24 protein-coding genes are annotated in these 24,225 nt (G+C 37.7%); 16 read left to right on the forward strand and 8 right to left on the reverse strand.

The window, feature by feature from the left end; translation table 11 throughout:
* Window positions 1-30 precede the first annotated feature (30 nt).
* Window positions 31-285: a hypothetical protein gene (locus QZN27_RS00790; protein ID WP_292603822.1), complete on the reverse strand. Its 255-nt coding sequence runs from the start codon at window positions 283-285 to the stop codon at window positions 31-33.
* 74 nt (window positions 286-359) lie between these two features.
* Between QZN27_RS00790 and QZN27_RS00795 the strand changes: the two genes are divergently transcribed.
* The gene (locus QZN27_RS00795; RefSeq protein WP_296782494.1) at window positions 360-950 is read left to right on the forward strand and encodes a stage II sporulation protein M; all 591 of its coding nucleotides are present in this window, start codon (window positions 360-362) and stop codon (window positions 948-950) included.
* A gap of 51 nt (window positions 951-1,001) precedes the next feature.
* On the opposite strand, the gene QZN27_RS00800 is transcribed toward QZN27_RS00795, so the two are convergent.
* Complete coding sequence (locus tag QZN27_RS00800; RefSeq protein ID WP_296782502.1) at window positions 1,002-2,615, reverse strand: Ig-like domain-containing protein; 1,614 nt, start codon at window positions 2,613-2,615, stop codon at window positions 1,002-1,004.
* Between the two features lie 138 nt (window positions 2,616-2,753).
* Between QZN27_RS00800 and fdhD the strand changes: the two genes are divergently transcribed.
* The 4 genes from fdhD (at window position 2,754) to QZN27_RS00820 (ending at window position 7,265) form a co-directional block, all read left to right on the forward strand.
* The gene (fdhD, locus tag QZN27_RS00805) at window positions 2,754-3,584 is read left to right on the forward strand and encodes a formate dehydrogenase accessory sulfurtransferase FdhD (RefSeq protein WP_296782504.1); all 831 of its coding nucleotides are present in this window, start codon (window positions 2,754-2,756) and stop codon (window positions 3,582-3,584) included.
* Window positions 3,585-3,675: 91 nt separating this feature from the next.
* Window positions 3,676-4,461 carry a class II glutamine amidotransferase gene (locus tag QZN27_RS00810; protein WP_296782505.1) on the forward strand — a complete coding sequence of 262 codons (786 nt, stop codon included), beginning with the start codon at window positions 3,676-3,678 and terminating at the stop codon, window positions 4,459-4,461.
* 3 nt (window positions 4,462-4,464) lie between these two features.
* Window positions 4,465-5,868 carry a hypothetical protein gene (locus QZN27_RS00815; protein ID WP_296782507.1) on the forward strand — a complete coding sequence of 468 codons (1,404 nt, stop codon included), beginning with the start codon at window positions 4,465-4,467 and terminating at the stop codon, window positions 5,866-5,868.
* An 8-nt stretch (window positions 5,869-5,876) separates the two neighbouring features.
* The gene (locus QZN27_RS00820; RefSeq protein ID WP_296782509.1) at window positions 5,877-7,265 is read left to right on the forward strand and encodes a glutamate--cysteine ligase; all 1,389 of its coding nucleotides are present in this window, start codon (window positions 5,877-5,879) and stop codon (window positions 7,263-7,265) included.
* A 2-nt stretch (window positions 7,266-7,267) separates the two neighbouring features.
* On the opposite strand, the gene QZN27_RS00825 is transcribed toward QZN27_RS00820, so the two are convergent.
* On the reverse strand, window positions 7,268-8,023 hold the full coding sequence (locus tag QZN27_RS00825) for a HesA/MoeB/ThiF family protein (protein ID WP_296782510.1): 756 nt from the start codon (window positions 8,021-8,023) through the stop codon (window positions 7,268-7,270).
* An 8-nt stretch (window positions 8,024-8,031) separates the two neighbouring features.
* Window positions 8,032-9,039, reverse strand: a complete 1,008-nt coding sequence (locus tag QZN27_RS00830) for an ATP-binding protein (RefSeq protein WP_296782512.1) — start codon at window positions 9,037-9,039, stop codon at window positions 8,032-8,034.
* Window positions 9,040-9,271: 232 nt separating this feature from the next.
* Between QZN27_RS00830 and QZN27_RS00835 the strand changes: the two genes are divergently transcribed.
* Window positions 9,272-10,207, forward strand: a complete 936-nt coding sequence (locus QZN27_RS00835; protein ID WP_296782513.1) for an ABC transporter substrate-binding protein — start codon at window positions 9,272-9,274, stop codon at window positions 10,205-10,207.
* 170 nt (window positions 10,208-10,377) lie between these two features.
* On the forward strand, window positions 10,378-11,352 hold the full coding sequence (locus QZN27_RS00840) for an ABC transporter substrate-binding protein (RefSeq protein ID WP_296782515.1): 975 nt from the start codon (window positions 10,378-10,380) through the stop codon (window positions 11,350-11,352).
* Window positions 11,353-11,394: 42 nt separating this feature from the next.
* Here the strand turns inward: QZN27_RS00840 and QZN27_RS00845 are convergent, their stop codons facing one another.
* The 3 genes from QZN27_RS00845 to acs are packed head-to-tail and all read right to left on the reverse strand — an operon-like array spanning window position 11,395 to window position 14,527.
* Complete coding sequence (locus QZN27_RS00845) at window positions 11,395-12,021, reverse strand: DUF447 domain-containing protein (RefSeq protein ID WP_296782517.1); 627 nt, start codon at window positions 12,019-12,021, stop codon at window positions 11,395-11,397.
* On the reverse strand, window positions 12,011-12,373 hold the full coding sequence (locus QZN27_RS00850) for a hypothetical protein (protein ID WP_296782519.1): 363 nt from the start codon (window positions 12,371-12,373) through the stop codon (window positions 12,011-12,013). Before QZN27_RS00850 ends, QZN27_RS00845 begins: the two co-directional genes overlap by 11 nt.
* Before the next feature lie 57 nt (window positions 12,374-12,430).
* The gene (gene acs / locus QZN27_RS00855) at window positions 12,431-14,527 is read right to left on the reverse strand and encodes an acetate--CoA ligase alpha subunit (RefSeq protein WP_296782521.1); all 2,097 of its coding nucleotides are present in this window, start codon (window positions 14,525-14,527) and stop codon (window positions 12,431-12,433) included.
* A 275-nt stretch (window positions 14,528-14,802) separates the two neighbouring features.
* Between acs and QZN27_RS00860 the strand changes: the two genes are divergently transcribed.
* Complete coding sequence (locus QZN27_RS00860) at window positions 14,803-15,723, forward strand: DUF2121 domain-containing protein (RefSeq protein WP_296782527.1); 921 nt, start codon at window positions 14,803-14,805, stop codon at window positions 15,721-15,723.
* Between the two features lie 11 nt (window positions 15,724-15,734).
* A complete protein-coding gene (locus tag QZN27_RS00865) occupies window positions 15,735-16,658 on the forward strand; it encodes an MBL fold metallo-hydrolase (RefSeq protein WP_296782529.1) in 924 nt (307 codons plus the stop codon).
* A gap of 2 nt (window positions 16,659-16,660) precedes the next feature.
* On the opposite strand, the gene aroC is transcribed toward QZN27_RS00865, so the two are convergent.
* Complete coding sequence (aroC, locus tag QZN27_RS00870) at window positions 16,661-17,755, reverse strand: chorismate synthase (protein ID WP_296782530.1); 1,095 nt, start codon at window positions 17,753-17,755, stop codon at window positions 16,661-16,663.
* A 111-nt stretch (window positions 17,756-17,866) separates the two neighbouring features.
* Here aroC and hemB point away from each other — a divergent pair, with 111 nt between their 5' ends.
* The 7 genes from hemB to QZN27_RS00905 all read left to right on the forward strand — a co-directional run bounded on the left by hemB (window position 17,867) and on the right by QZN27_RS00905 (window position 24,219).
* Complete coding sequence (hemB, locus tag QZN27_RS00875) at window positions 17,867-18,871, forward strand: porphobilinogen synthase (protein WP_296782531.1); 1,005 nt, start codon at window positions 17,867-17,869, stop codon at window positions 18,869-18,871.
* Window positions 18,868-19,746: a triphosphoribosyl-dephospho-CoA synthase gene (locus QZN27_RS00880; protein WP_296782532.1), complete on the forward strand. Its 879-nt coding sequence runs from the start codon at window positions 18,868-18,870 to the stop codon at window positions 19,744-19,746. Before hemB ends, QZN27_RS00880 begins: the two co-directional genes overlap by 4 nt.
* 118 nt (window positions 19,747-19,864) lie before the next feature.
* The gene (locus QZN27_RS00885) at window positions 19,865-20,497 is read left to right on the forward strand and encodes a TetR/AcrR family transcriptional regulator (RefSeq protein ID WP_296782533.1); all 633 of its coding nucleotides are present in this window, start codon (window positions 19,865-19,867) and stop codon (window positions 20,495-20,497) included.
* Window positions 20,481-21,095: a GNAT family N-acetyltransferase gene (locus QZN27_RS00890; RefSeq protein ID WP_296782535.1), complete on the forward strand. Its 615-nt coding sequence runs from the start codon at window positions 20,481-20,483 to the stop codon at window positions 21,093-21,095. The genes QZN27_RS00885 and QZN27_RS00890 overlap by 17 nt, the downstream gene beginning before the upstream one ends.
* A 2-nt stretch (window positions 21,096-21,097) precedes the next feature.
* Window positions 21,098-21,829, forward strand: coding sequence for a flavodoxin family protein (locus tag QZN27_RS00895; RefSeq protein WP_296782536.1), 732 nt, complete (start codon window positions 21,098-21,100; stop codon window positions 21,827-21,829).
* Window positions 21,830-21,904: 75 nt separating this feature from the next.
* Window positions 21,905-23,446 (forward strand): phenylalanine--tRNA ligase subunit alpha, encoded by a 1,542-nt coding sequence (locus tag QZN27_RS00900; RefSeq protein WP_296782537.1) that lies wholly within the window; start codon window positions 21,905-21,907, stop codon window positions 23,444-23,446.
* Window positions 23,446-24,219 carry an exodeoxyribonuclease III gene (locus QZN27_RS00905; protein ID WP_296782539.1) on the forward strand — a complete coding sequence of 258 codons (774 nt, stop codon included), beginning with the start codon at window positions 23,446-23,448 and terminating at the stop codon, window positions 24,217-24,219. Before QZN27_RS00900 ends, QZN27_RS00905 begins: the two co-directional genes overlap by 1 nt.
* The last annotated feature ends 6 nt before the right edge of the window (window positions 24,220-24,225 follow it).

Consider the following 24,225-nt stretch of genomic DNA (forward strand, 5'->3'; position numbering starts at 1 on the left):
GGCTCAAAAGGGATTGTCATAACATTTCAATTAATATTCCTCTCCCAGCCAGCCCTGATTGATGTCGGGATATCCGCATTCCTCGCAATATCCATCATAATATGGGGCGCCACAGGAAGGGCATTCGCAATAGGAATAATGGTTATAATGGTTATTTCTTTGGTAATTTGCATTTGAAGTTCTTTTTGGTGAGGTTGTACTATTGTTGGAAGAATTGCTGTCGCCACAGCATAATACTGAAACAATAAGTACAAATAATATCACTATTGTAATTGTTCCAATCATGTATTAATGTTATGTGCATTTAATATTTATCTTTTTTCTAAAATTTTAATAATAGAAAAACTATATTTAACCTTATGAAGGAATTTTTCAAAAGAAACAAAAAAGTATTGCTGATTTCATTAGTCATATTTTTGATTTTTGCAGTTGGAGCTGCAGTCTTTACCTTTATTAACATCGGAGATCATTACGGTCAGATTACAAAGGGATTTTTTCAGGCAAAAGCCAATGGAACTCTGAATGTGAATGAGTCTATGCCTAAACTGAACACCTTTGATTTGTTTTTGCATAATCTCTTTGCAGATTTGATTGTGATTGTTGGAGGATTGCTGTTTTCAGTAATTTCACTGCTTATTGTAATATTCAATGCCATAAGTATTGGAATGCCCTTCGGCTATGATTTTACTTTTCATGCCCTAACGATTTTGCCTCATGGAATTATTGAATATGCTGCATTAATATTTTCACTTGCATGTGCATTCAAAATAACAAAGCTTGAAGTTGAAATGATTAAAACAAAAAGTTTCAAAAATGTTTTAAATGAGCATAGAAGGGAACTTAAGGATATTCTGATAATGATTGTGGTTGTTGTTGTCCTGCTTGCAGTTGCAGCGGTCATCGAATGCAATATTGTCGAGTTAATTGTGAAATGGTATTTCGGAATTTAATTTTTAAAAATAAAAATAGTTAGGGAGATTAATATTTCCCTAATCATTGACTTACGTTTGGAATTCTTTCATGGGTATTCTGTGCTTTCCATTTTGTGCCCATGCTGTGGTAGTAGTTTTTGATTTGAGCTTCACCCAATTTGTCGGAACATTCTTTGATCCTACATTGTAGCTTCCGTAGGAGTTGCTCACCAAAATCTTTTTGCCGTCGGGACTTATGTCAACAACAGTAACATAATGATTTGGGAGATAGGCGATTATTGCAGCTCCTGATTTCAGTTCTTTCATAGCACGGTCAATGGAATCATCATAGAAATAATGTGTCTTGAAACCGTTATCCTCTAAAACATCTTTGATAACTGGAATGTTCATTCCATCTACACAGTGACCTTCAATCTGGAAGTATCTTTCGGAATGGTAATTTTTCAGAACCTGGCTGCAGACGCTTGCAGATGTCGGACCGCAGTTGTATCCTGTATTCTGAACGTCACGCACTACAGGGTATGTATATGATTTTCCTTTAAGATCGACTGTAACTGAACCCGGCCAATATGAATATTTGTATGCCCTGACGAGTTTGGTATTGATTGCCCTTTCAATGACATTCCATTTTTCACGTTTTAAGATGTGGTATGTGTTTGGGGAAGCCTTTGTTTTGAAGAATGTATATTTTGACAGCTTGTCATATACGTATAAGCAATAGCTATCTCTTTTAAGGGTTTCCTTATATTGCGCTTTTGAAAGGGTGTATTTTGCATTTCCGTCTCCCATCACATAATTTTCAGGCATCATGTCAACGTCAGGAACTCCGTTTTTGGTTGGAATAACATTTTGTAGGGGATCGAGAACGTCTCCTTCAATGCAGACCACATTTTTCGCACGTTTATACTTTCCAAGCTTGACAGTAATCTTGTACTTTTTGGCATCAACCTGAGGCTTGATGATGATGAATCCTTCAGAGTTTGTTTTTTTGGTGAATTTGTTCTTTCCAATGCTTATCTTAAGTGTTTTTTTGGAAATCGCTTTTTTTGCACCATGAAGATAAACTCTAAGATAGCCGTTAGTGAGCAGTTTTGAATTTCCAATGGTGATTGTGAACGAATTTTGGATGTATACCCTAATTTTTTTGGAAAGTGCATAATACTTGCTGCTGCCACTGCTTTTTATTTTCAGTTTCACTGATGATTTTGTTGATTTGACCTTTACTGTGAATTTGCCGTCTTTTCCTGTAGTCTTTTTATAGGTTTTTCCGTTGAGGGTCACCTTTACTTTTTTCTTTGCTACAGGATTTCCCTGTGAGTCAACCAAATACATGTAGTATTTACCGCCCTTTTTTACAAAGTTAGCATAGGTTACAACCTTTAATTTTGTTTTTGTGACTTTTGTTGAACTTTTTGCCAAATTATTATTTGCCGGTGTGCTTGTTGATTTGATGGTGTCGGATGACGAATCGCTTTTCAATTCATCGCTTTTTTCGTCTGTGCTTTTTAAAATCTCTTCATCGCTGTTCAAGTCATTTTCATTCAAATCAACGGAGGCTATTGGTGTGTCATCCTGATTTTCCTCGATGACATCTGTTGAATTATTGTCATTTGCCGATACGGCACCAATAACCAAAAATAATAAAATGATTAAAAAGAACATGAATGTTGATTTCTTTGGCATGGTTGTTTATTTTGATTTTTTAATATATAAATTAAACCCAAAATCAACTTTAAAACTCCTATGTGAATTTTTGATATCTTTCTGATGACCTAACATATAAATATAACAATTGTTAATATTTAGTATTGGTGTATGGATATGGATTTCTTAAGACAGACAGATGTTATTCAATGGAAAGATGGGGAATATAAAACCATCAAGGAAAACAGCGTTGACGATGAATATACTTACTTGTTTATTGATTATTTGCCTCCAAGAAAGTTTTCAACCTATCCCAAAGATTTGGAGGATTTTGCAATAGGATATTGCCTTGGCGAAGGTTTAATTAAGGATTACTCTGACATTGATTCAATCAATCTGGACGGAACAAACGTATTGGTTTCAACAAAACTGTCACATGACCCTGAAGAGGACCTCGAACAGGAAGGCATAGTTCAGGAGAGAAAGGGAAACTGTGAACATGCCTGTGTCTGCAGGCTGCTTGAGTATCAGGGCGTCAACTCCGACAATGCCGGTGGAATCCGCTCTGAGCTGAAAACAATCGATCCCATTAAATCAGATTTGACTATCGATGCCACCCAGATTATCAAGGATATCGAGCATCTGACTGATGAGGCCAAAGTGTGGAAAAAGACTGCAGGAGTTCATGTTGCACAATTGAAATATGAGGATAAGATAATAATCCGTGAGGATGTAAGCCGTCATGTTGCAGTCGATAAGGTCATCGGAGCTGCTGCAAAGGAGGGGTATGACTTTTCCAGATGCTACATTTCATACAGTGGAAGGATGCCTGCCGACATGCTTATTAAGGTTATCCGGGTCGGAATTCCTATCATCATTTCCAATGCGGCTCCCGCTTCCTCCGGAATTGATGTTGCAAGACTGGGAAACATCACAATGGTCGGTTTTGTTCGCGATAATCGCTTCACCGTTTTCACTTCTCCCGAAAGAGTTGATTTGGAAAGTTAGTTATACCAAAATATTTATATAACAATAGTTATATAATTCTAATTGTTACAATATAACAATTGTAATAAAAAACTTGGAAGGAGGATAATCAATGTGCGAAATTTTTTGTTTTAATTCAGATAAGCCAAAACAAATAAATGAATGTTTAGAATGTTTTTATAATCACTCTGAAAATCATCCCCATGGATGGGGATTAGCTAATATGCAACCTGATGAATTTGTTATACGTAAAGAGCCTATAAAAGCAACATGTAGTCAGCACTTGAAAGAAATATTGTCCAATCCTCTTGTTAGCAAAAACGTTTTTGCCCATATCCGATTAGCGACAATGGGCGAAATCATATCTCCCAATTGCCATCCCTTCATCGAATTGGATGATAATAACAGGTCATGGATGTTAATCCACAACGGGACAATATTCGATTATCCTCCCCTTGATAAATACAGGGAAATCGAAACAGGAAACACGGATTCCGAAAGGATTTTGCTGTACATAATCGATAACGTTAATAAATTTGAAGAGGCCAAGGGGGCTCCGTCAACAATAAAGGAAAGATTCAATCTGCTGGTCGAACTGATAGAAAAAATGGCTGAAGGCAATAAATTGAATCTGATGATTTATGACGGGGATTTGACCTATATTCACTCAAACATGAAAGATTCGCTGTACTACTTAAATAATGACGAGGGTTTTCTTGTGGCATCAACACCAGTAACCGATGATGAGTGGAAACCTGCCGAACTGAACAAGCTGTTCGGAATAATTGATGGAAATATAATATTTGAAAGCGAAGAGCATGATAATGAGTTCATACTGACAAAGGAACACGAAGAGTTCATACAAAATCACATTAACTCTCTAAATCTAGGGGATTAATTCATGAAAGACGATAATCTGCAAAGCCTGATAGAAGAAAGAATCTATCAGCAGTTCATCAAACCGACTAATCAGAAAAAGGACTACATAGGTATTGAAATAGAGGTGCCGATCATTAATCTCAACAAGGAGGCAGTTGACTTTGGAGTTGTTCATAAAATTACTTCAGAAGTCCTGAACCATTTTGATGATTTTGAAAAGGAAGGCATAGACTATAACGGGGATATTTTTTCAATCAAAAATCCGAAAAATGATGACATAATCTGTTATGACTGCTCCTACAACAACATCGAATTTGCAATGGGGCGTGAAAAGGACCTGTTTACAATAAACGACAGATTCATAGAGTACTATTCATTTGTCAAGGAGGAATTTGAAAAATATAATCACACCTTGACTGGAATGGGCATTAACCCATATAGGAAATACAATGAGGAGATTCCTATTCCGTCTGAAAGATATCTCATGCTTTATCATCATCTGAAGTCATTCAAGAATTATAAGAATGTTCCTATGCATTTTCACAACTATCCTGCATATGGAATGTTTTCATCAGCTTCACAGGTTCAACTGGATGTCTACAGGGACGATCTGGTCAAGACCATAAATGTCTTTTCAAAAATCGAACCGATTAAAGCGATATTGTTTTCTAATTCAGTATTTCTGGATGAAAACAAACATGTGACCTGCTTTAGGGATGCCCTATGGGAGTATTCGACCCATGGGATAAATCCTCACAATATTGGAATGTATGATGTGGAATTTAACAATCTGGAGGATTTGGGAGCGTATCTTGAATCCCTGAACATATATTGCGTGATGCGTGATGGGGCATACATCAATTTCCCGACAATGAACCTACAGGAGTACTTTAAAAAGGATTATGTCAGGGGCGAAATCTATTCAAATGGAGAGTATAAATACATTGATGTCAAGCCGCTGATTGATGATATCAATTATCTGCGACCATTCAAGTTCATCAACTTGACCTTCAGAGGAACAGTTGAGTTCAGAAGCGTCTGCACACAGCCGATATATGATACCATGACTGTTGCCGCATTTCATTTGGGCCTGAAAAACAGGCTCGACGAGCTGGCCGAAATAATCACAAATGACAATGTAATCTATCATAAGGGATATACTGCCCGTGAACTTAGAAAGCTACTGATTCAGGATGAAATACCTTCTTTTATCGATAAGGATGAATTGTGTAGGTTGACAAAGGATATAGTTGATTTGGCAAATGATGGATTATGCGATAGGGGCATTGGTGAAGAGACATTTTTAAAACCGCTGTATGGGCGCATTAAAACTCATTCAAATCCCGGCAAAAACATAATTGAATCAATGCATAACGGAGTGGAATTAGAAAAAATTATTAAAGATTATGGAAAAATCAAAGAATAGGGATTGAAATGGAATTGATTACCTTAACAAAAATTCCAAGCGATGAAATTTTGGCTGGTTTATTTGGTATTGAATGGGAAGCTTTAAGAGTTAAAAGCGATGGTAAGTTAGCTTTAAGCCCACACCCGGAAGTTTTCGGAGACAAATTAAAGAATCCTGTCGTTACCACTGATTTTTCAGAAAGCCAAATTGAAATAATCACTCCAACTTACAGCACAATCGAGGAGGCCTTCAGCACATTTTCCCTTCTGGCCGACATAGTCAATTTCTCTTTAAGGGACGATGAGTACCTGTGGTTCCAGTCTCTTCCGGCAATACTGCCATATGACAGTCAGATTCCGATAGCTCAATATTCCGATGAAGGACAAAGCTCTCAAGAGTACAGAGAAAATCTTGCAAGTAAATATGGCGTTAAAAAGCAGATGATCTCAGGAGTGCATTTCAATTTCTCATTTACAGAGGATTTCATCAAGAAATTATATGAAATAACTGATTTTGATTTGGACTACCAGGAATTTAAAAATGAAATATACCTGAAGATTACCAGAAACTACCTCCGGCACTGCTGGCTGATAATCTATCTGACTGGATGTTCAATCGGATCTCACGAATCATTTTCAAGAGAGTGCATTCACCTGATGGATGAGGTGGACGCATATGGAAATCATTATTCGACAAAGGGACCGTCCCTTAGAAATTCCTCCTGCGGATATAAGAATCTGAAAAGGCTCTATCCGAGATATACCAGTGTTGAAGATTTCGCCGATGATGTAAATTCATTTATAGAAAGGGGAGATTTGTCCCAGGCCAAGGAGCTTTACACACAAATCAGGCTAAAGCCAAAAGACCCTTCAGATTTATTGAACTCCTTGAAAAATGACGGGATAAAATATATTGAAGTAAGGACTCTTGACATCAATCCGTTCTATAACTGCGGCCTTGTCGAGCATGACATGAAATTCCTGCAGCTGTTTTTGATTTACATGCTTGTTAAAAGTGAGTCCGATTTCGAATGCTGGCAAAGCGAGGCATTCATCAATGAGGAGCGCGTTGCTGAAAAGGCATATGATGAGACAATTAGACTGGTCAGGGACGGCAAGGAAATAACCATTAAGGAATGGGCATATGAAATAATCAATGAGATGTATGGAATGTGTGAAGTTCTGGGCTTTGACGAATTCGATACATTGAAGCTGATGCATGACCGTGTGCTGAATCCTGATTTGACATATGGGAAAAGACTTCTGGAACTGATCAGAAAAGAAGGATACATCAATGCCCATATGAATCTGGCAATCAATAACAAAAGAACAAGTGTTGAGATGATAAAAAAATTAGAAGAGAGCAATTCTCCCGAATTCAGGAAATATTTCTCTCTTGCCCTAAAGGATGAGTAGGTTTAAAGTTCAACTTCTGAAAATGAACCTAAATCCAGCAGGTCAAATGTCAATATTTTTGGAGCTACGGTAACTTTGCCGACTCCGGTTATTATTTTATAGGCTTCAAATGCTTCAAGACAGCCTATCAGGTTAGGTGTAGGCCCAATGACTGGTGGAACACCTGAAGTAACATTTTTTAAAGCTTCAATTGTTTCGTCGTCTAATTCTTTTCCAACTGAAGGCAGGTTAAACATTTCCTCATATGTCTTGTCGCTGTTAGGCAGGAATACGGTAATCTGACCCATGGTCCCGTGAATTGCACCGTGAATATATGGAATGCCTTTTTCCTTTGCTTTTCTGGATACGATTACTCTGGTCAGTACGTTATCAAGAGCGTCAATTACAATATCGGAATCGGCAATGACCTTGTCGATGTTTGTCTGGTCGATGTGCTCATTGAATGTGGTTGTCTTGACGTATGGGTTGATTAATCTGACCTTTTCTGCCGCAACTTCGCTTTTGACAAGTCCCAAATCATTAATTGTAGCTAAAGTCTGTCTGTTGAGGTTTGATAAATCGTAAGCATCCTTGTCAACCAGTATCAGTTCTCCAATACCCATTCTGGCCAGCATTTCAATGGTTTCTCCTCCAATTCCTCCGCAGCCGATGACTGTGATTTTGGCATCTTTGAATCTTTCCTGTTCGCTTCTTGTAACTATACTCATTTGACGGGAAGCTATTTCCCAGTATCCGTCTCCAATGTATCTTGTTGGCATGTTCTCACCTATATATTTCTTCTTAACTGTTGTAATGTGTCCATAAATGCATCAACTGCAATATCATAATTTTCAAAATCATGACCTTCAATCAATCCATTTTCATAAATGGTTATCTTATCTAGTTCTATCTTTTCTTCATCATATGAAATTATATTTTCTATTTGTTTTTTTGTATCTTCAAGGTTTATTGTGAATGGAAGCTGATAGGAATAGGAACCTTCAGCATAGTCGATGGCAATGTATTCATTATCATCAATTTGCGATAAATTTAAAGCAACCTTTTTGAAACCTTGTGATTTTAATGCATCATTGATTTGTTTAAATTTATCTTCAGATAAAATTTCATCAATCTTGTCCACCTCAATAATACCAAGTTCTCCCAAATCTCTAACTTTCACTATTTTACAGTTGGTGTTATCTGAAATGTAGTCTTCACAAAAGCCAATCCTATCAATCTTCTCTTTTGTGGTTTTGGTGTTTGTGGGGATTCGTGTTGCAAGACAGGTAGTTGATCTTGAATAGGGGATGTTGTTCTTATCCAGATATTCATGTATCTCGGCCGAAGATAATTTGGCTTTAATAAATGGTGTCTTAAAACCTTTTTTATAGGTAATTAAAATGCCGGGTCTATCCACTACCAAATCACTGATGTTGTTTCCGTCACAGATAAAATCAAATCCGTTTTCATGAGCTACCTTTTCAATAGTCGAATACATCAGGTCCCTGCAGGTAAAACATCTTTTTGGGGAGTTTTCTAAAAAATCCTCATTTTCATAAAAGTCAATTTTGATGATTTCATGTCTCACTCCAAATCTTTCGCAGGATTTTCCGACATTTTCGACAAATCCTGTAGGAAGCAGGTGATTGTCGATTGTAATGGCTAAAGTGTCAGCTGCAACCTTGGAAGATAAATAAGTCATTAGAGTTGAATCTGCACCACCGGAAAAGCCGATAGCCACTTTTTTGTCTTTTAAGATATCTTTTACAATGCTTATCTTATCTTCTAATTTCATTTTATCCCCAATGAGCTAATTTTTTCTCAGTTACTATTTTAGTTTTTGAGATTTAATACAATTTTTGTATTTTTTTAGTCGGAAAAATATAACAATAGTTATTTTTTTCCTAAATTTAGTTAGATTTAATTGGTATTTAAATGTTGTGTAATGATTCATATTTTGGAAAATCATGGTGTTCTACAATCAAAACTTAAATAATTTTTTGAATATATCTAATATTGGTGATTAAATGGATAACAGGATTATCGCAATTATAATTGCAATCGTAGTTGTTGCAATAGGTGCATTTTTCCTTTTGGGCGGTGCTGGTGAAGAGGTGACAATAGGTTATCTGCCATCAGACCATGATGCAGCATTGTTTGTTGCAGATTCTCAAGGAAAATTTCAAGAAAATGGAATAAAGACTAAATTGGTTCAGTTTAACAATGGTGGGGACTTGATGACAGCCATGGCCAGTGGAGATGTTGATGTAGGTTATGTTGGAATTACACCTGTTTTGTCTTCAATTGCAAAGGGCGTTCCAGTTAAGGTTATTTCTGCTGCACAGACTGAAGGATCTGGAATTGTAGTTGCAAAAGATTCCGGAATCAATTCTGTTTCAGACCTTGCAGGCAAAAAGATAGCCACTCCCGGCGAAGCTTCCATTCAGCATATGCTTCTCACTTATTACTTACAGCAGAATGGAATGTCCATCAGTGATTTGAAGGTTTCATCAATGAAGGTTCCTTCAATGAATGATGCGCTCAAGACAGATAAAATCGATGGGGCAATTACTTTTGAGCCATATGTGTCAATTGCAGAGAAAAATGGCGCTAAAGTATTAGCAGGTTCCCAGGATATTCTGCCTGACCATCCATGCTGTGTTGTTGCGGCTTCAGATAAGTTTATCAATGACCATCCTAATGAAACTGTAAAGATTTTGGAAATCCATAAAAATGCAACAGATTTCATTAACAACAATACTGATGAAGCGGCAGGACTATTGCCTAAGGACATCGTCAGTGATGTTGAAGTTGAAAAAATGTCAATGTCCAGTTTCCCATTCATATCAGGTTTGAATGATACTTACAAACAGGATGTAATGGACTTTATGAATCTGGAAGTTGATTTGGGCATCTTGAAAAAGCCTATTTCTGAAAAACAAATTTTTTGGGACGGTAGTTAATCAACTACCTATAATCTTTTTTTTACAAAATGTTTAAATATTCTAGAAGATATATTAAGTTTGGGGATTCAAATATAACAATTGTTAATAAATTAAAGAAGTAAGTTATTTATAATATACTTGAAAAAGTAATAATTGTTAATTAATTTAAATTAATTATGGTGAAAATAATGAATAAGAAAATTACATTTGTTTTAGTGTTAGCACTTGCAGTATTTCTCGTAATGGGTTCAGCAAGTGCAGGACTCTTCGACTTTTTAGGAGGAGACTCCGGTAACACTGTAAAAATAGGTTATTTACCTTCAGACCACGATGCTGCATTGTTTGTAGCAGATGCTCAAGGTTTATATAAAAATAAAGGAATCAACACCGAACTTGTTCAATTTAACAACGGTGGAGATTTAATGACTGCTATGGCTAGTGGAGACGTTGATGTAGGTTATGTAGGAATCGCTCCTGTACTGTCTTCAATTTCTTCTGGTGTTCCTGTAAAAGTTATTTCTGCTGCTCAAATTGAAGGTAGTGGAATTATTGTAACCAAAAATTCCAATATTAATAATGCACATGATTTAGCAGGTAAAACTGTTGCAACTCCTGGTGAAGCATCCATTCAACATGTACTGCTTTCAGCATACTTGAAAGCAAATGCAATGTCATTAAATGACATTAACGAATCTGCAATGAAAGTGCCATCAATTAACGATGCATTAAAAACCGGTAACCTTCCTGCAGCAATCACTTTCCAACCTTACGTAAGTCTTGGTGAAACTGATGATAACATTGTAGAATTGGCTGATTCATCTGAAATCATGCCTAACCACCCATGCTGTGTTGTAGTTGCATCTGATGACTTCATCAAAAACCACGAAAACACTACCAAAGACATCGTTGCAATCCACAAAGAAGCAACCACATTCATTAACAAAAACATTAAAGACAATAAAACTAGTGAAATAGTTAAACTATTACCTAAGGATATTGTTGCTAATGAGGATGCAGAAGTTAAATCCTTAGAAAGTTTCCCATTCATCTCAGGATTAGATGATGCATACAAAGCAGATGTGGACGCTTTCCAACAAGCAGAAGTTGGTTTAGGTATTTTAAACAAAACAATTTCCCATGAAGATTTATACTGGGAAGCATAGTTAAATTAACTATGCTTTATTTTTCTTTTTTTTAAGTGATGGTTAATTCTTTTCGTATTCGGCTATCAAGTCGGCCATAGCCTTTTTTGTCTTTTCGTCTGAAACCTTTTCAATGACACGCTGATTTTCAATCAATCTGTCCATGTACTCTTTTCTTTTGGCGTCATCAACGATTTTATATCTTCCGAAGTTGACAAGCCCTTCGATAAGTCCGCTCATTCCACGGTTGTATGCCTGAACGCTTTCATCGTTTATGACAACATCCCGTATTTTCCCGTCAATGAAATAGATGCTGTTGTCCCCTTTTATGGGGAAGTTTTCCGGAGTCTTGATTTCGACATTTTCAACATCGACAATAATGTAAGCCGGAGTGTCTTTAATGATGGCAATGTCTGAATCTGTTGTATAATATTCATCGCCTAGGCAATCTAGTGTGGCGTAGGTGAAAACCAATGGATCCTGTGTAATGTTGACTACATACTCATTGGTATCCAGAATGTTTTTTAATGTTTTTGACCCCTCAAATATGTGGCAGTGAACCTTGTCATCGCCCAAATAGATGAATGCAAATGCCCCTGCATTTTTTACCCCATCCTTGTTCATGGTTGTTGTAATGCATTCATACTGCAAGTCTTTTTCAATTCCAAGTTTGGCTAAATCATGTTTCATTCATATCCCCTCCAGAAAATCCGCCGGCAATTTTGTTAAGGTTGGTAAATACATTTAACAGTGAATTGACAACTTCCTGAAGTTCGCTGTTTTCAATACTTCCCAATGCTTCAATGTATTGTGGGAAAGCCTGCCTTCCATTCTGGAAAAACATATAGTATTCATTGATGTTGACTTCATCGCTGTTCAAGTCGTCCACAGTGTCTCTGTATATCTTTTCCAAATCATCCAGACTCTCTTCAAGCAATATTTTAATTTCCTGAATGGAATCCGAATTTTCCAATTTCTGAAAAGCAGTGTTTAATCTGATAATTGAAAGAGTATAACTTTCTAAATCAATTTCACCATACATATTAATCACAGTGATATAAAATAAAAAGAAAAAAGAGTTAATTTCTCATATGAGAAATTATAATTTGATTTTAATATCTAAAGCTGATGAACCTTCTTCGTAAACGAAGATTGGGTTGATGTCCAGCTCGGATATTTCTGGGAAGTCTAAGGTTAATCTGGCTACTCTTTTAATAGCCTCTTTGACTTCTTCGACATCGCAAGGTGCTTCTCCACGGTATCCTTCAAGCAATTTGGATACTTTGGTTGATGCGATTTGCTCTTCGATTTCCTGTGAGCTCATACCTTTTGCGAGGTTGAATGATACGTCTTCAATAAGGTTGACATAAATTCCACCCATACCGAATGCAATCATAGGACCGAATTGTTTGTCACGGATCATACCTACAATGACTTCCTCACCGGAATCCATCATTTTTTGCACTTCTACGCCGTCAGGCACAATGTCAGGATGTGCTGCCTTAGCGTTAGCAATGATTTCTTCATAAGTTGCTTTTGCCTCTTCTGCTGAACTGATTCCTACTTTTACACCGCCGATATCGGATTTGTGTAAAATTTTGTCGGATGCGATTTTAAGTACAACAGGGAATTCCATCTCTTCGGCAAGTTCTGCCGCTTCATCAGCACTTGTGGATAATTTGATTGGTGCTGCTGAAATTCCGTAAGCTTCAGCCACTGCATATGCTTCACTACCGAGTAGTGTGTCTCTGCCGTCAGCTTTAACTTTGTCGAATATTGATTTTACAGCGTCTTTGTCAACATCACTGATATTGTCAATTACATCATCATATTCACGTTCTTCTAATCCTGCAAATTTAACCATTGCTTCTAAAGCTTTTACTGCAGTTTCAGGGAATACGTAAGTTGGTATACCATTGTCCCTTAAAGCGTCGTTAGCATCAACAAATGTTGGCCCTCCCATGTTAACAACAATGACAGGTTTGTCGAATTTCTTTTTCTCTTCAATGATTGCTTCTGCAATTCCATCAGGATCAGCTGATGCTGTAGGACAGACCATAACGATTAGGCTGTCAACATCTTCATAACCTAATACCAATTCTAAGGATTCTTTGTATCTGATTACTGGTGCGTCTCCTAATACGTCAATAGGGTTTTTGGCACTTCCTTCATCAGTTACGCATTCTTGTAATTTTGCAGTGGTTTCCTCATCGAATTCAACGAGTTGTAAACCGGCTTTTTCCATTGCGTCAACTGTAAGTACTCCTCCACCGCCAGCGTTGGTAATGATAGCTACTTTGTCTCCTTTTGGAAGTGGTGCTTTTGAAAATGCTAAACCTAAGTCGAATAATTCAGCCATGGTTTCCACACGCATGATTCCTGATTGGTGGAATGCTGTATCGAATGCAAGGTCACTGCCTGCCAATGCTCCAGTGTGGGAAGATGCAGCCGCTGCACCTGCAGAGCTTGAACCGGATTTAAGCACTATAATAGGTTTTTTGTGAGCTGTTTCCCTCATGGTTCTTACAAAGTCATCGTCATCGGAAATTGATTCAAGATAACATATGATTACATTGGTTTCATCATCTTCAGCCAAGTATTGTAACAATTCAATTTCACTTACTCCAGCTTTGTTTCCTAAACTTATAACTTTACTGAATCCAATTCCAGAGGTTACGCTCCAATCGATGATAGCTACCATCATAGCTCCACTTTGGGAGATGAATGCCATGTTTCCGGTTGGAGGCATCATTTGTGAAAATGATCCGTTCAATGGGGTGTGGGAATCGGTAATTCCTAAACTGTTTGGTCCAATAATGTTTATACCGTATTCTTTACCAAGAGCAGTTAATTCTGCTTCTAATTTAGCACCTTCTTCGCCAACTTCTTTGAAACCAGCAGTAATAACTACCATATTTTCAATGCCTACTTCACCACATTCCTTAACTGCTGTGTTTACAAATGGGGAAGGGATAGTAATAATTACTAAGTCAACCTTTCCAGGCACGTCTTTAATATTTGCGTAAGCTTGTTTTCCGAGGATTTCTCCACCTTTTGGGTTCACAGGATATATCTCACCTTCAAATCCATCGTTGATAAGATTGTCAACAATGATATATCCTACTTTTCCAGGGGTATTGGAAGCTCCAATAACCGCCACAGATTCAGGTTTAAACATCTTATTGAGGTCTATCATAAGTTTTTCTCCTGTTTTTTTTATATTTTCATATTAATTATCATGATAAATAATTAACATTTAATATAATTATATTTCTTGTTATATTATTATTTAAATATATTGTTTAATCAATCAAAAGTTAGTTTAAGCTTTAAATTAATCTTTAATTGACTGTTAAAATTATTTTTTTCCCATTCTCTTAACATTTATAATATATGATAACTAAAAATATATATGAATAATAAATTATTGATATTTTAATAATTCAATAAAATATCAAATTAGGAGATATTATGAGCTTAATTATCGCTTATGTTGGAAAAAAAGGATGTGTAATGGCGAGTGATAAAAGAAAAATAGGATATTTCGGTGATAAACAAAATTTGAATAAATTAGAAGACGAATTATATAATGGAAAAATAGATAATGATGATGATTTTCTGGCGAGAGCAAAGGAACTCGGAATTTCAATAAAAATTACCGATGATGCCAGCAAGCTCAAGATAGTCGGCAATTCCATCCGTGGTGAAGTAAGTACCAAAGGAACTTTTGAAACAAGAAGAAGACGTATTTACGGAACTACCAACGGATATCAAATTGTCGAGTTATTGGGTTCAGATACGGAATCCCGTAAGGCTGGAGACAGCGGAGTCATCATCTTTGGAAATGATTATGCAAAACGCATGGCTGAAACATTAATCACAAGGAAATGGAAAGCCTCCCAAAGTTTAAGGTATATGGGGGAAATCTTCCAGAATATCATTGAGGAAGTTGCCTCTAACACCCCTACTGTAGGGAAAAATATTGATGTATTGATACAGCAACCTAAATTTGACAAAACACAGGCTCAAAAACATCTGAATATAACAATCGATCATGACATTAAAGTATTGACCAAATTTAGGCAGGAATTAACTGAAAAATTGGTACAGCAAAACCTTGACATAGAAATGGCCAATAAAATCATCAATCAAGGTGAAATCGGCAAGGTTGTAAATATTGATGGGAACATGCTGTTTGTCCAATTGAATGATAAAACCCAGGCAGTTGACGGAAATTGGAAGCAGAAGGCGGCTCCCGGTCAGAACGTATTGATGTTTACAGACAGCGATAATGTGAAAATTGGAGATAAGGTTATCATTGAAAATGAGGATTTATGCCTTAAAAAAGATAAGTCTTCACTCAAGTGTGATATAATTTTATGCTCTTTGTAAGTGTGGTTTAAATGAAGATAACATTTTTGGGCAGTGGAGGAGGAAGATTTTCCGCCATTAGCCAAAGACGAATGACTGGAGGTTTTAGAATTGATAACCTCGGTGGGAAAAATTACCACATAGACCCGGGTCCAGGTGCGCTTATAAGAACATACCAATTCGGATTCGATCCCCGCAATCTGAGCGGAGTCATTGTCACACATTCGCACACTGACCATTATAATGATGCTGAAATTCTAATCGAGGCCATGACAAGGGGAATGACCAAAAGCCTCGGAACCGTTGTTGGCAGCGAAAGTGTCCTGAACGGATATGAAAAGTGGGGACCGTGCATTTCATCTTATCATCAGTCAAAGCCGGAAAAAATCGTCTTGAAGCCTGGTGAGTATGATCAGTTGAACAATGTTAAGATTAAGGGTACAAAGACATCTCACGGAGACCCTACAGGTGTTGGATTCCAGCTTGATTATAGGGGTTTTAAGGTATCCTACACTTCCGACACAGCTTATTTTGAAGGGCTGGCAGAGGAGCATGAGGGTGCAGATATCTTAATAGCCAGTGTTTTGAGACCTGGAAACCGCTCAATCAATGGACATATGTGCACACGCAATTTCATTGATTTGATTGAGGAAGTTAAACCGCAGGTTGCAGTCATGACACATTTGGGTCTTAAGATGATTTCAGCAAATCCCGTAACAGAGGCCAAGAAGGTTTCTAAAAAAACGGGCATCAAAACAATTGCCGCTTATGATGGTTTGTCATTTAATGTGAACTACAACAATCCTAAGAGATTCAGGCTGATATCCCTTAAGGACGTTCAGTCATCAGTTCACAGCACCAGTCATACATTATATGAAAATGAAAGGAAAAATTCATACCAGCTGGCATTCAAACACAAGGAGTTTGATGAGCTGACCATGGTAAAAAGAAAATAAGGTTATTTTTCTAAATTAGTTGGATGTATGAAACCTGAACGGATCATATGGTCTGCAATGACAATTGCAGTGCTTGATTCGGCAACTGCTGTCACTCTAGGGCAGATGCAGGGATCATGACGTCCTTTAATTTCTATTTTTTTGTTTTCCATTGTTTCCAAGTCGATGGATTCCTGACATTTGGAAATGGATGGGGTAGGTTTCACTGCAATTCTGGATACTATCGGCATTCCATTGCTCATGCCTCCAATGATTCCTCCTGAATTGTTAGTTTTTGTTGTTATTTTATTGTCGTTAATCTGGTATTCATCATTGATTTCAGAGCCGGTATGTGTTGCCACGTCAAAACCGAGTCCTATTTCAACACCCTTGACGGCACCGATGTTCATCAGTATTCTTGCAAGGTCTCCATCAAGCCTTTCGAATACTGGTTCACCAAGCCCTGCCGGAACATTGACTGCAATGGTTTCAACGATTCCTCCAACAGAATCTCCTTCCTGTTTTTTGGCTAAAATCAGCTCTTCCATTTCACCTGCAGCCTCAAGATCTGCACAGCGAACTGGATTTTTCTCGATATTCTCTTTAATGGTAATGAAATCTTGCTTTTCAGCTTTGATGTCGCCGATTTGAATGACGTGGGAGATAATTTCAATATTTTGTGTTTGCAAAAGCTTTTTAGCTATTGCTCCGCCAATAACATGGCCTATTGTAACCCTGCCGCTTCCACGGCCTCCTCCATTGTAGTCATAATGGCCGTATTTCATCATCCATCCGAAATCTCCGTGAGATGGACGTGGAGTGTTTTTGAACATGGAATAATCTTTGGATTTTTGGTTTTTGTTGAATACGACTCCGCAGATTGGTGTGCCGTCGGTTTTTCCTTCAAAGAGGCCTGAAAGAATCTGGACTTCATCATCCTCTTTTCTTGGAGTGGTTACACTGCTTGTTCCCGGTTTTCTTTTATTCAGTTCTTTTTGTATGTCTTCAGCACTCAATTCAAGGTTTGCAGGACATCCATCTACAATGGCGCCTACTGCAACGCCGTGACTTGAACCGAAAGTTGTTATTTGAAATTTTTCTCCGATTGAATTTGACATTATTTTTCTCCATCTAAGCAATTAAGATAATCTTTGTATCTTTAATTATTTATAATTCAAGTAAAAATTTTAAATATTTTCAAATCAAAAATTAACAATTAAGTGATTATTATGGAATTTCCAACTACAAGAATGAGAAGACTCAGAAAGAATGCCAAGATTAGAAATATAGTTCGTGAAACCAAACTTGAAAAGGATGACCTGATTTATCCGATTTATTTTAAAGAGGAACTCAAGGGCGATGAAAAGGAAGAGATTTCTTCACTTCCAGGCGAGTTTCGATACTCTTTGGACAGCGGAGTTGAATTCGCAAAGCAACTGGAAGCGAAAGGATTGAAGTCAATCATTGTATTTGGAATACCGAAGGAAGACACCAAGGATGAAATAGCAACACCTGACTATTCAGCAACAGGAATCGTTCAAAAGGCTGTAAGAAGGCTTAAGAAAGAGACTAATCTCGTTGTCATCACTGATGTTTGCCTTTGCCAGTACACTTCACACGGCCACTGCGGAATGATTGTCGAAAATGATGATACAGATGACGGAATCGAAATACTGAATGACGAATCCCTGCCAATCATTGCCAAAGTTGCCTTGTCTCATGCCGAAGCGGGTGCAGATATCGTTGCGCCTTCAGACATGATGGACGGCAGGGTAAAGGCAATCCGTGAAACATTGGATGAAAACGGATTTTACAATGTAATGATAATGTCATATTCGGCAAAATACGCTTCTGCATTCTATGAGCCGTTCAGGGTTGCGGCCTGCTCATCACCACATGCTGGAGACAGAAAGTCCTATCAGATGGATCCCGCCAATGCTGTTGAGGCAATCAGGGAATGTGAACTTGATGTGATTGAAGGATGTGACTTTCTGATGGTAAAACCTGCACTTCCATACCTGGATGTTGTCCGTATGGTAAGGGATGAGTTCATGCTGCCTCTGGTTGCATATAATGTAAGCGGAGAATATGCGATGCTCATGGCGGCCATTGAGAAAGGATTCTTGACTGAAAGGGCAATAACCGAAGCATTGCTTTCAATCAAAAGGGCTGGAGCAGACCTTATAATCACTAATTTTGCACCATATTTACTTTTAAATGATGTGATAGAATGAAACCGGAAGAAATTGCAAAAATGGCACAAATCGCATCAGCGCTTGAAGTGAGCGGATATCCGAAGCCGGGCAATGTCCACAGGACCCGTGACTTTGATGACATGGAATTTGAAGACTTTGTCATAAGCGGAATCGTAATTGGGGACACCATCCGTGAAGCATGCACAGATGTTGATGTTGAAAACCCTCAATTGGGAAAATACATCCTGCAGGCTGTGGCCGAAACAGACAGATGGATTAAAAACAACACCAATTTGGGAATAGTCATGATGACAACCCCTATTGCAGTTGCAGCCGCAATAAGTGATTCCTTTGATGATATAAGAGAAAACATTAAGCTGCTGATGGGCAACACTTCAGTTGACGATGCATGTGACTTGTACGATGCAATCAATATTGCGGATGCCGGAGGAATGGGAGACCAGGATGAATATGACGTTGCAAGCGACAATGCCAAAAATGAATTGAGGGAGAATAACCAGACAATGTATGATGTTTTGAAAATCTCCGCTCCATGGGATATGCTTGCACGTGAGATGACCGGAGACATGCCGGCCGTTTTTGAAATAGGCTATCCAAAGTATCATGAGCTTAGGCAGTCCAAATCCCAAAACGATGCCTGTGTACTGACATTTCTGACAATACTCTCACATGTTCCCGACACTCTGATTTCAAGAAAATACGGTTCAGATGAGGCCATGAAAATCTCATTGATGACAAGGGATTTGCTCAACATCAAAGATGAACCTGACTTTAAGGACAGGCTCAGGGAATTTGATGATTATCTGTTTAAAAACAAGTATAATCCTGGAACCACTGCCGATTTGACTGCGGCTTCAATTTTTGTCAGCTATTTGAAATCAAATTTTGAATAGTTGCTTTAATACAGGGATTTTTCCCTTTTTCTTTTTTTAAAATTTTTTTAACTAACATTCGTTAGTTTTATATATTATTGTAACATAATATTGACTAACAAGTGTTAGTTTTGATATCATGAACAATAAGGAAAAAATTTTTCAGGTTTCAATCGACCTGTTTTCGGAATATGGGTATGATGGTGTATCGGTACGTCAGATTGCACGTGAAGTTGGAATAAAGGAAAGCTCAATTTACAATCACTATCCAAGTAAACAGGCAATATTGAATAGGATTTTGGAGTATTATGTTGAGGAAATGACAAGTGAGGAAATACCATTGGACCAGGCAAGCCTTAACTTGGACAGGGGATTTGACTTTTTTTACAAGGCAGGCTGCGATGCATTCCTCTCAAAGCTTGAGGAAGAGAGGATGATGAAGATAACAAGGCTGCTTTTCATTGAATCATATCACAATGATGAAGTGAGGAATTTCCTGAAAAAGTCAATCATAGAGGCTCCGGTTGATGGATGGATTGTCCTGTTTGATTTGATGAAGGCGAAAAACCTGATTGAAAAGGACTGTGACACAAGACAGCTTTCAGAATCATTCTTTTACTATGGAATGTTTCTTTTGTATGAGCATTTCATCATTAATTACCCTGAAGACGATGAGAAGTTTCTCAGGGATTTCATGATAAAAACGGAAAATCATGCAAGGACAATCTTTGATTCGGTTAAAATGGAGGGATATGATGAAAATAAGGCTTGAAAATGAGGATGATTATATTGAAGTCGAAAAGCTTGTAAGGGATTCATTCTGGAATGTATATCGGCCGGGAGCATATGAGCATTTCATCGTTCATAACTTAAGAAATGATGAAAGCTTTGTAAGCAAAATGGCATATGTCATTGAGGATGACGGTAAAATCATAGGAAGCATCAATTATTCGAAAGGCAAAATAGTCTATGGAAATGAAATCGTCCCTGCACTCATTTTGGGTCCGATTGCAATCGGCAAAGATTGCCAAAATCATGGATTGGGCTCAAAATTAATCAATCATACCTTGGATATTGCCCAAAATGACAATGTTCCATTCATATTGGTTGTGGGGGATGAAAACTATTACTCAAGGTTCGGTTTTGTGAGCGCATCAAAATATTGCATCTATCTTGATGGGACTGATTTGAATGAGGAAAACCCCTTTTTCATGATTAAGGTCTTTGATGAGGGAAAAATCAAAAATGAACGGGGAATATTCCACAATCCCGACGTATTTGATGTTGATGAAAATGAAGTGGATGAATTTGACGGGAAATTTGAATATAGGGAAAAACTGGTATTGGATGGCCAGCTTAAGGAGTTATGATTATGAAATATGTTATTATCAACGGATCACCAAGACGCAAAAACACCTGGAAAATGGTCGAGCAGGCAAAGATGAATTTGAAAGGGGATTTTGAAGAAATCCATCTGATGAAGGAAAAGATTCCGTTATGCAACGGTTGCTTTAAATGCATTATGGAAAGTGAAGAAGAATGTCCTCACAGGGATAAAATCAAGCCGATTGTTGACAGGATGATGGATGCGGATGGAATCATAATTGCCAGTCCCGTTTATGCGATGAATGTGACTGCCCTTCTGAAAAACTTATTTGACCACACCGCTTATTTTTATCACAGGCCTGAGTTTTTCAGCAAAAAGGCATTGGTTGTAGTCTCAACTGCCGGTGCAGGTCATAAAAAAGTGGCCGGCTACATTGACGAGACATTGAGGCATTGGGGTGTAAACAAGGTCTATAAAATATCAATGGCATGTGGTGGAAAGGATTCTCTTGAGACAAAGCAAATCGATAAGGTATCTAAGAAATTTGCAAATGATGTCGAATCGGGCAATTTGCACTCTCCCAAATTTAGTGATATTGTATTTTTTGATGTTTGGAAAGCTATGGCGCTATCTTCAGAGCCTATACCTGCAGATGCAGAATTTTGGCATGAAAAAGATTTGACCAATCATGATTTTGCACCGGAAGTCAAATTGAATCCATTCAAGAAATTATTTTCAAAAATAATGTTTTTCATCATGAAAAAAGTATTAAAATAATGTATTTTGCACTACCTTTATAAATCACTTAACACATATATTATTATATTATTAATCTTAAAGTATGGTGTTTAAATGAGTGAGGATATTAAAAAAACCATAAGCGAATTACATATTTATGAAAAGAAACTTTTAAAAGAACTTGAAGCTAATCCAGAGGCTACTCCTACTGAAATTGCTTCAAACACTGGAATGGACATCAAGTCCGTAATGAGTGCGGCAGGATCCCTTGCATCCAAGGATATAATCGAAGTGCACAAGGACATCGAGAAAACATACTCCCTTACAGCAGATGGACTTGAATATGCCGAACATGGGCTTCCTGAACGTAAAATTCTTGATGTTTTAGCACAGAAAAAAGAAATCGCAATGAAAGATTTGGCTGAAGAAGCGGGCATTGACAAAAAGGAAACAGGAATTGCTCTTGGATGGCTACGTCAAAAGAATTGGGCTCAAATCGATAAGGGCGTAATCAACATCACAGAGATCGGTAAGGATTTTGCAGATAAATCCGGTGTTGATGAAAGGGTACTTGATTATCTAAAAACCAATGCAGATGGTGTTAAACTTTTCACTGATGATTTGATGGATGGTTTTAAAAAATTAACCGGCAGAAAAAATATTTTAAACATTAAAAAAGAAACCTCACATTCTTTTAAACTCTTGCCTAAAGGAGAAGAAATTCTCAGAGTCGGATTTGAAATAAAGGAACAGGCCACTCAGCTTACCCACGAACAGCTAAAGGATGGGCAATGGAAAAGCCTGGAGTACCGTCCATATGACATCAATGCTGAAGCACCTGTAATATTTGCAGGCAAAAAACACCCTTTAAGAATAATCATTGACGAAATCAGAGAAATCTTTTTGAACATGGGCTTTTCAGAAGACAACGGGCATTTCGTCGAATCTGCATTCTGGAACTTTGACTCACTCTTCCAGCCACAGGACCATGCAGCCCGTGAAATGCAGGACACATTCTATCTCAAAAATCCTCTGACCTGTGATTTGCCTGACGATGCACTTGTACAGCTCACTGCTGAAACCCATGAAAACGGTGCAGATACCGGTTCTATCGGTTGGCAATATGATTGGAGTGAGGACATTGCACGCCAAAGTGTTTTAAGAACTCACACAACTGGAATATCCACAAAACACCTCTTTGAGCATGAACCTCCAATCAAAATGTTTTCCGTCGGAAGAGTATTCAGAAGAGAAACTTTCGATTACAAGCATTTGCCTGAGTTCCACCAAGTTGAAGGTCTCGTATGTGATGAAGGAATCAGCTATCAAAACCTTTTAGGAACCTTAAAGGAATTCTATAAAAAATTAGGATTTGAAGTAAGGTTCAGACCGGCATACTTCCCTTACACATATCTGTCAACCGAAACCGAAATTTATTTGGAGGAAAAGGAAAGCTGGATCGAGCTTGGAGGGGCCGGAATGATGAGACCTGAAGTATTAAGGCCATTAGGCATTGACAAGCCTGCTCTTGCATTCGGTTTAGGTATTGAAAGGCTTGCAATGATTAGATATGATGTGGAAGACATTCGTATGCTTTATAAAAGTGACATCAAATGGCTTCGTGAAGTTCCTACAGTCAATGGAGTTGAATTATAGTGTCAATAAAGCTGGTTTCTTGGAATGTGAATGGAATTAGGGCAGTTTCCAAAAAGGATGAATTTTGGGACTGGTTTGATTCAACTGATGCTGACATTATCAACTTTCAGGAAGTAAGAGCAACAGAAGATAAGATTCCAAAGAAATTGGCAGATGTTGACGGATTTCACCAGCACTTCAATGAAGCCGAAAAGAAAGGATACAGCGGTGTCGGCACATACTCCAAAATTGAACCTCTCAGCGTTACAAGAGGTTTGGGTGTTGAAGAGCTCGACAGTGAAGGCAGAGTCTTGAAAATAGAATATCCTGACTTTATCTTATATAATATCTACTTCCCGAACAGCGGAATGAATGCCAAAAGACTTGATTTTAAGGTTGATTTCTGCAATGCATTGCTCAAACAGTTGGTTGAGCTTAAGGAGGAAGGCAAAAATCTGGTCATTACCGGCGACTACAATATTGCCCACAATCCGATTGATGTTTATAATCCTAAAAACTGTGAAGGAAAATCAGGATATTTGCCTGAAGAGCGAGCATGGCTGGATGAACTTGAAAAAGCAGGTTTTATAGATACGTTCAGAATGTTTGATGAAGGCGAAAACAACTTTACCTGGTGGAGTTACAGAACCCGTGCACGTGAAAGGAATGCCGGGTGGAGACTGGACTACTTTTATGTAAACGAAGAAATAAAAAATAATGTGAAATCAGCTGAAATTCTAGCTGACATCTATGGTTCAGATCACTGTCCTGTGACCTTGGAATTGGAATTTTAATATTTG

Origin of the sequence: uncultured Methanobrevibacter sp. (genome assembly GCF_900316895.1) — an archaeon.
GTDB lineage: Archaea > Methanobacteriota > Methanobacteria > Methanobacteriales > Methanobacteriaceae > Methanocatella.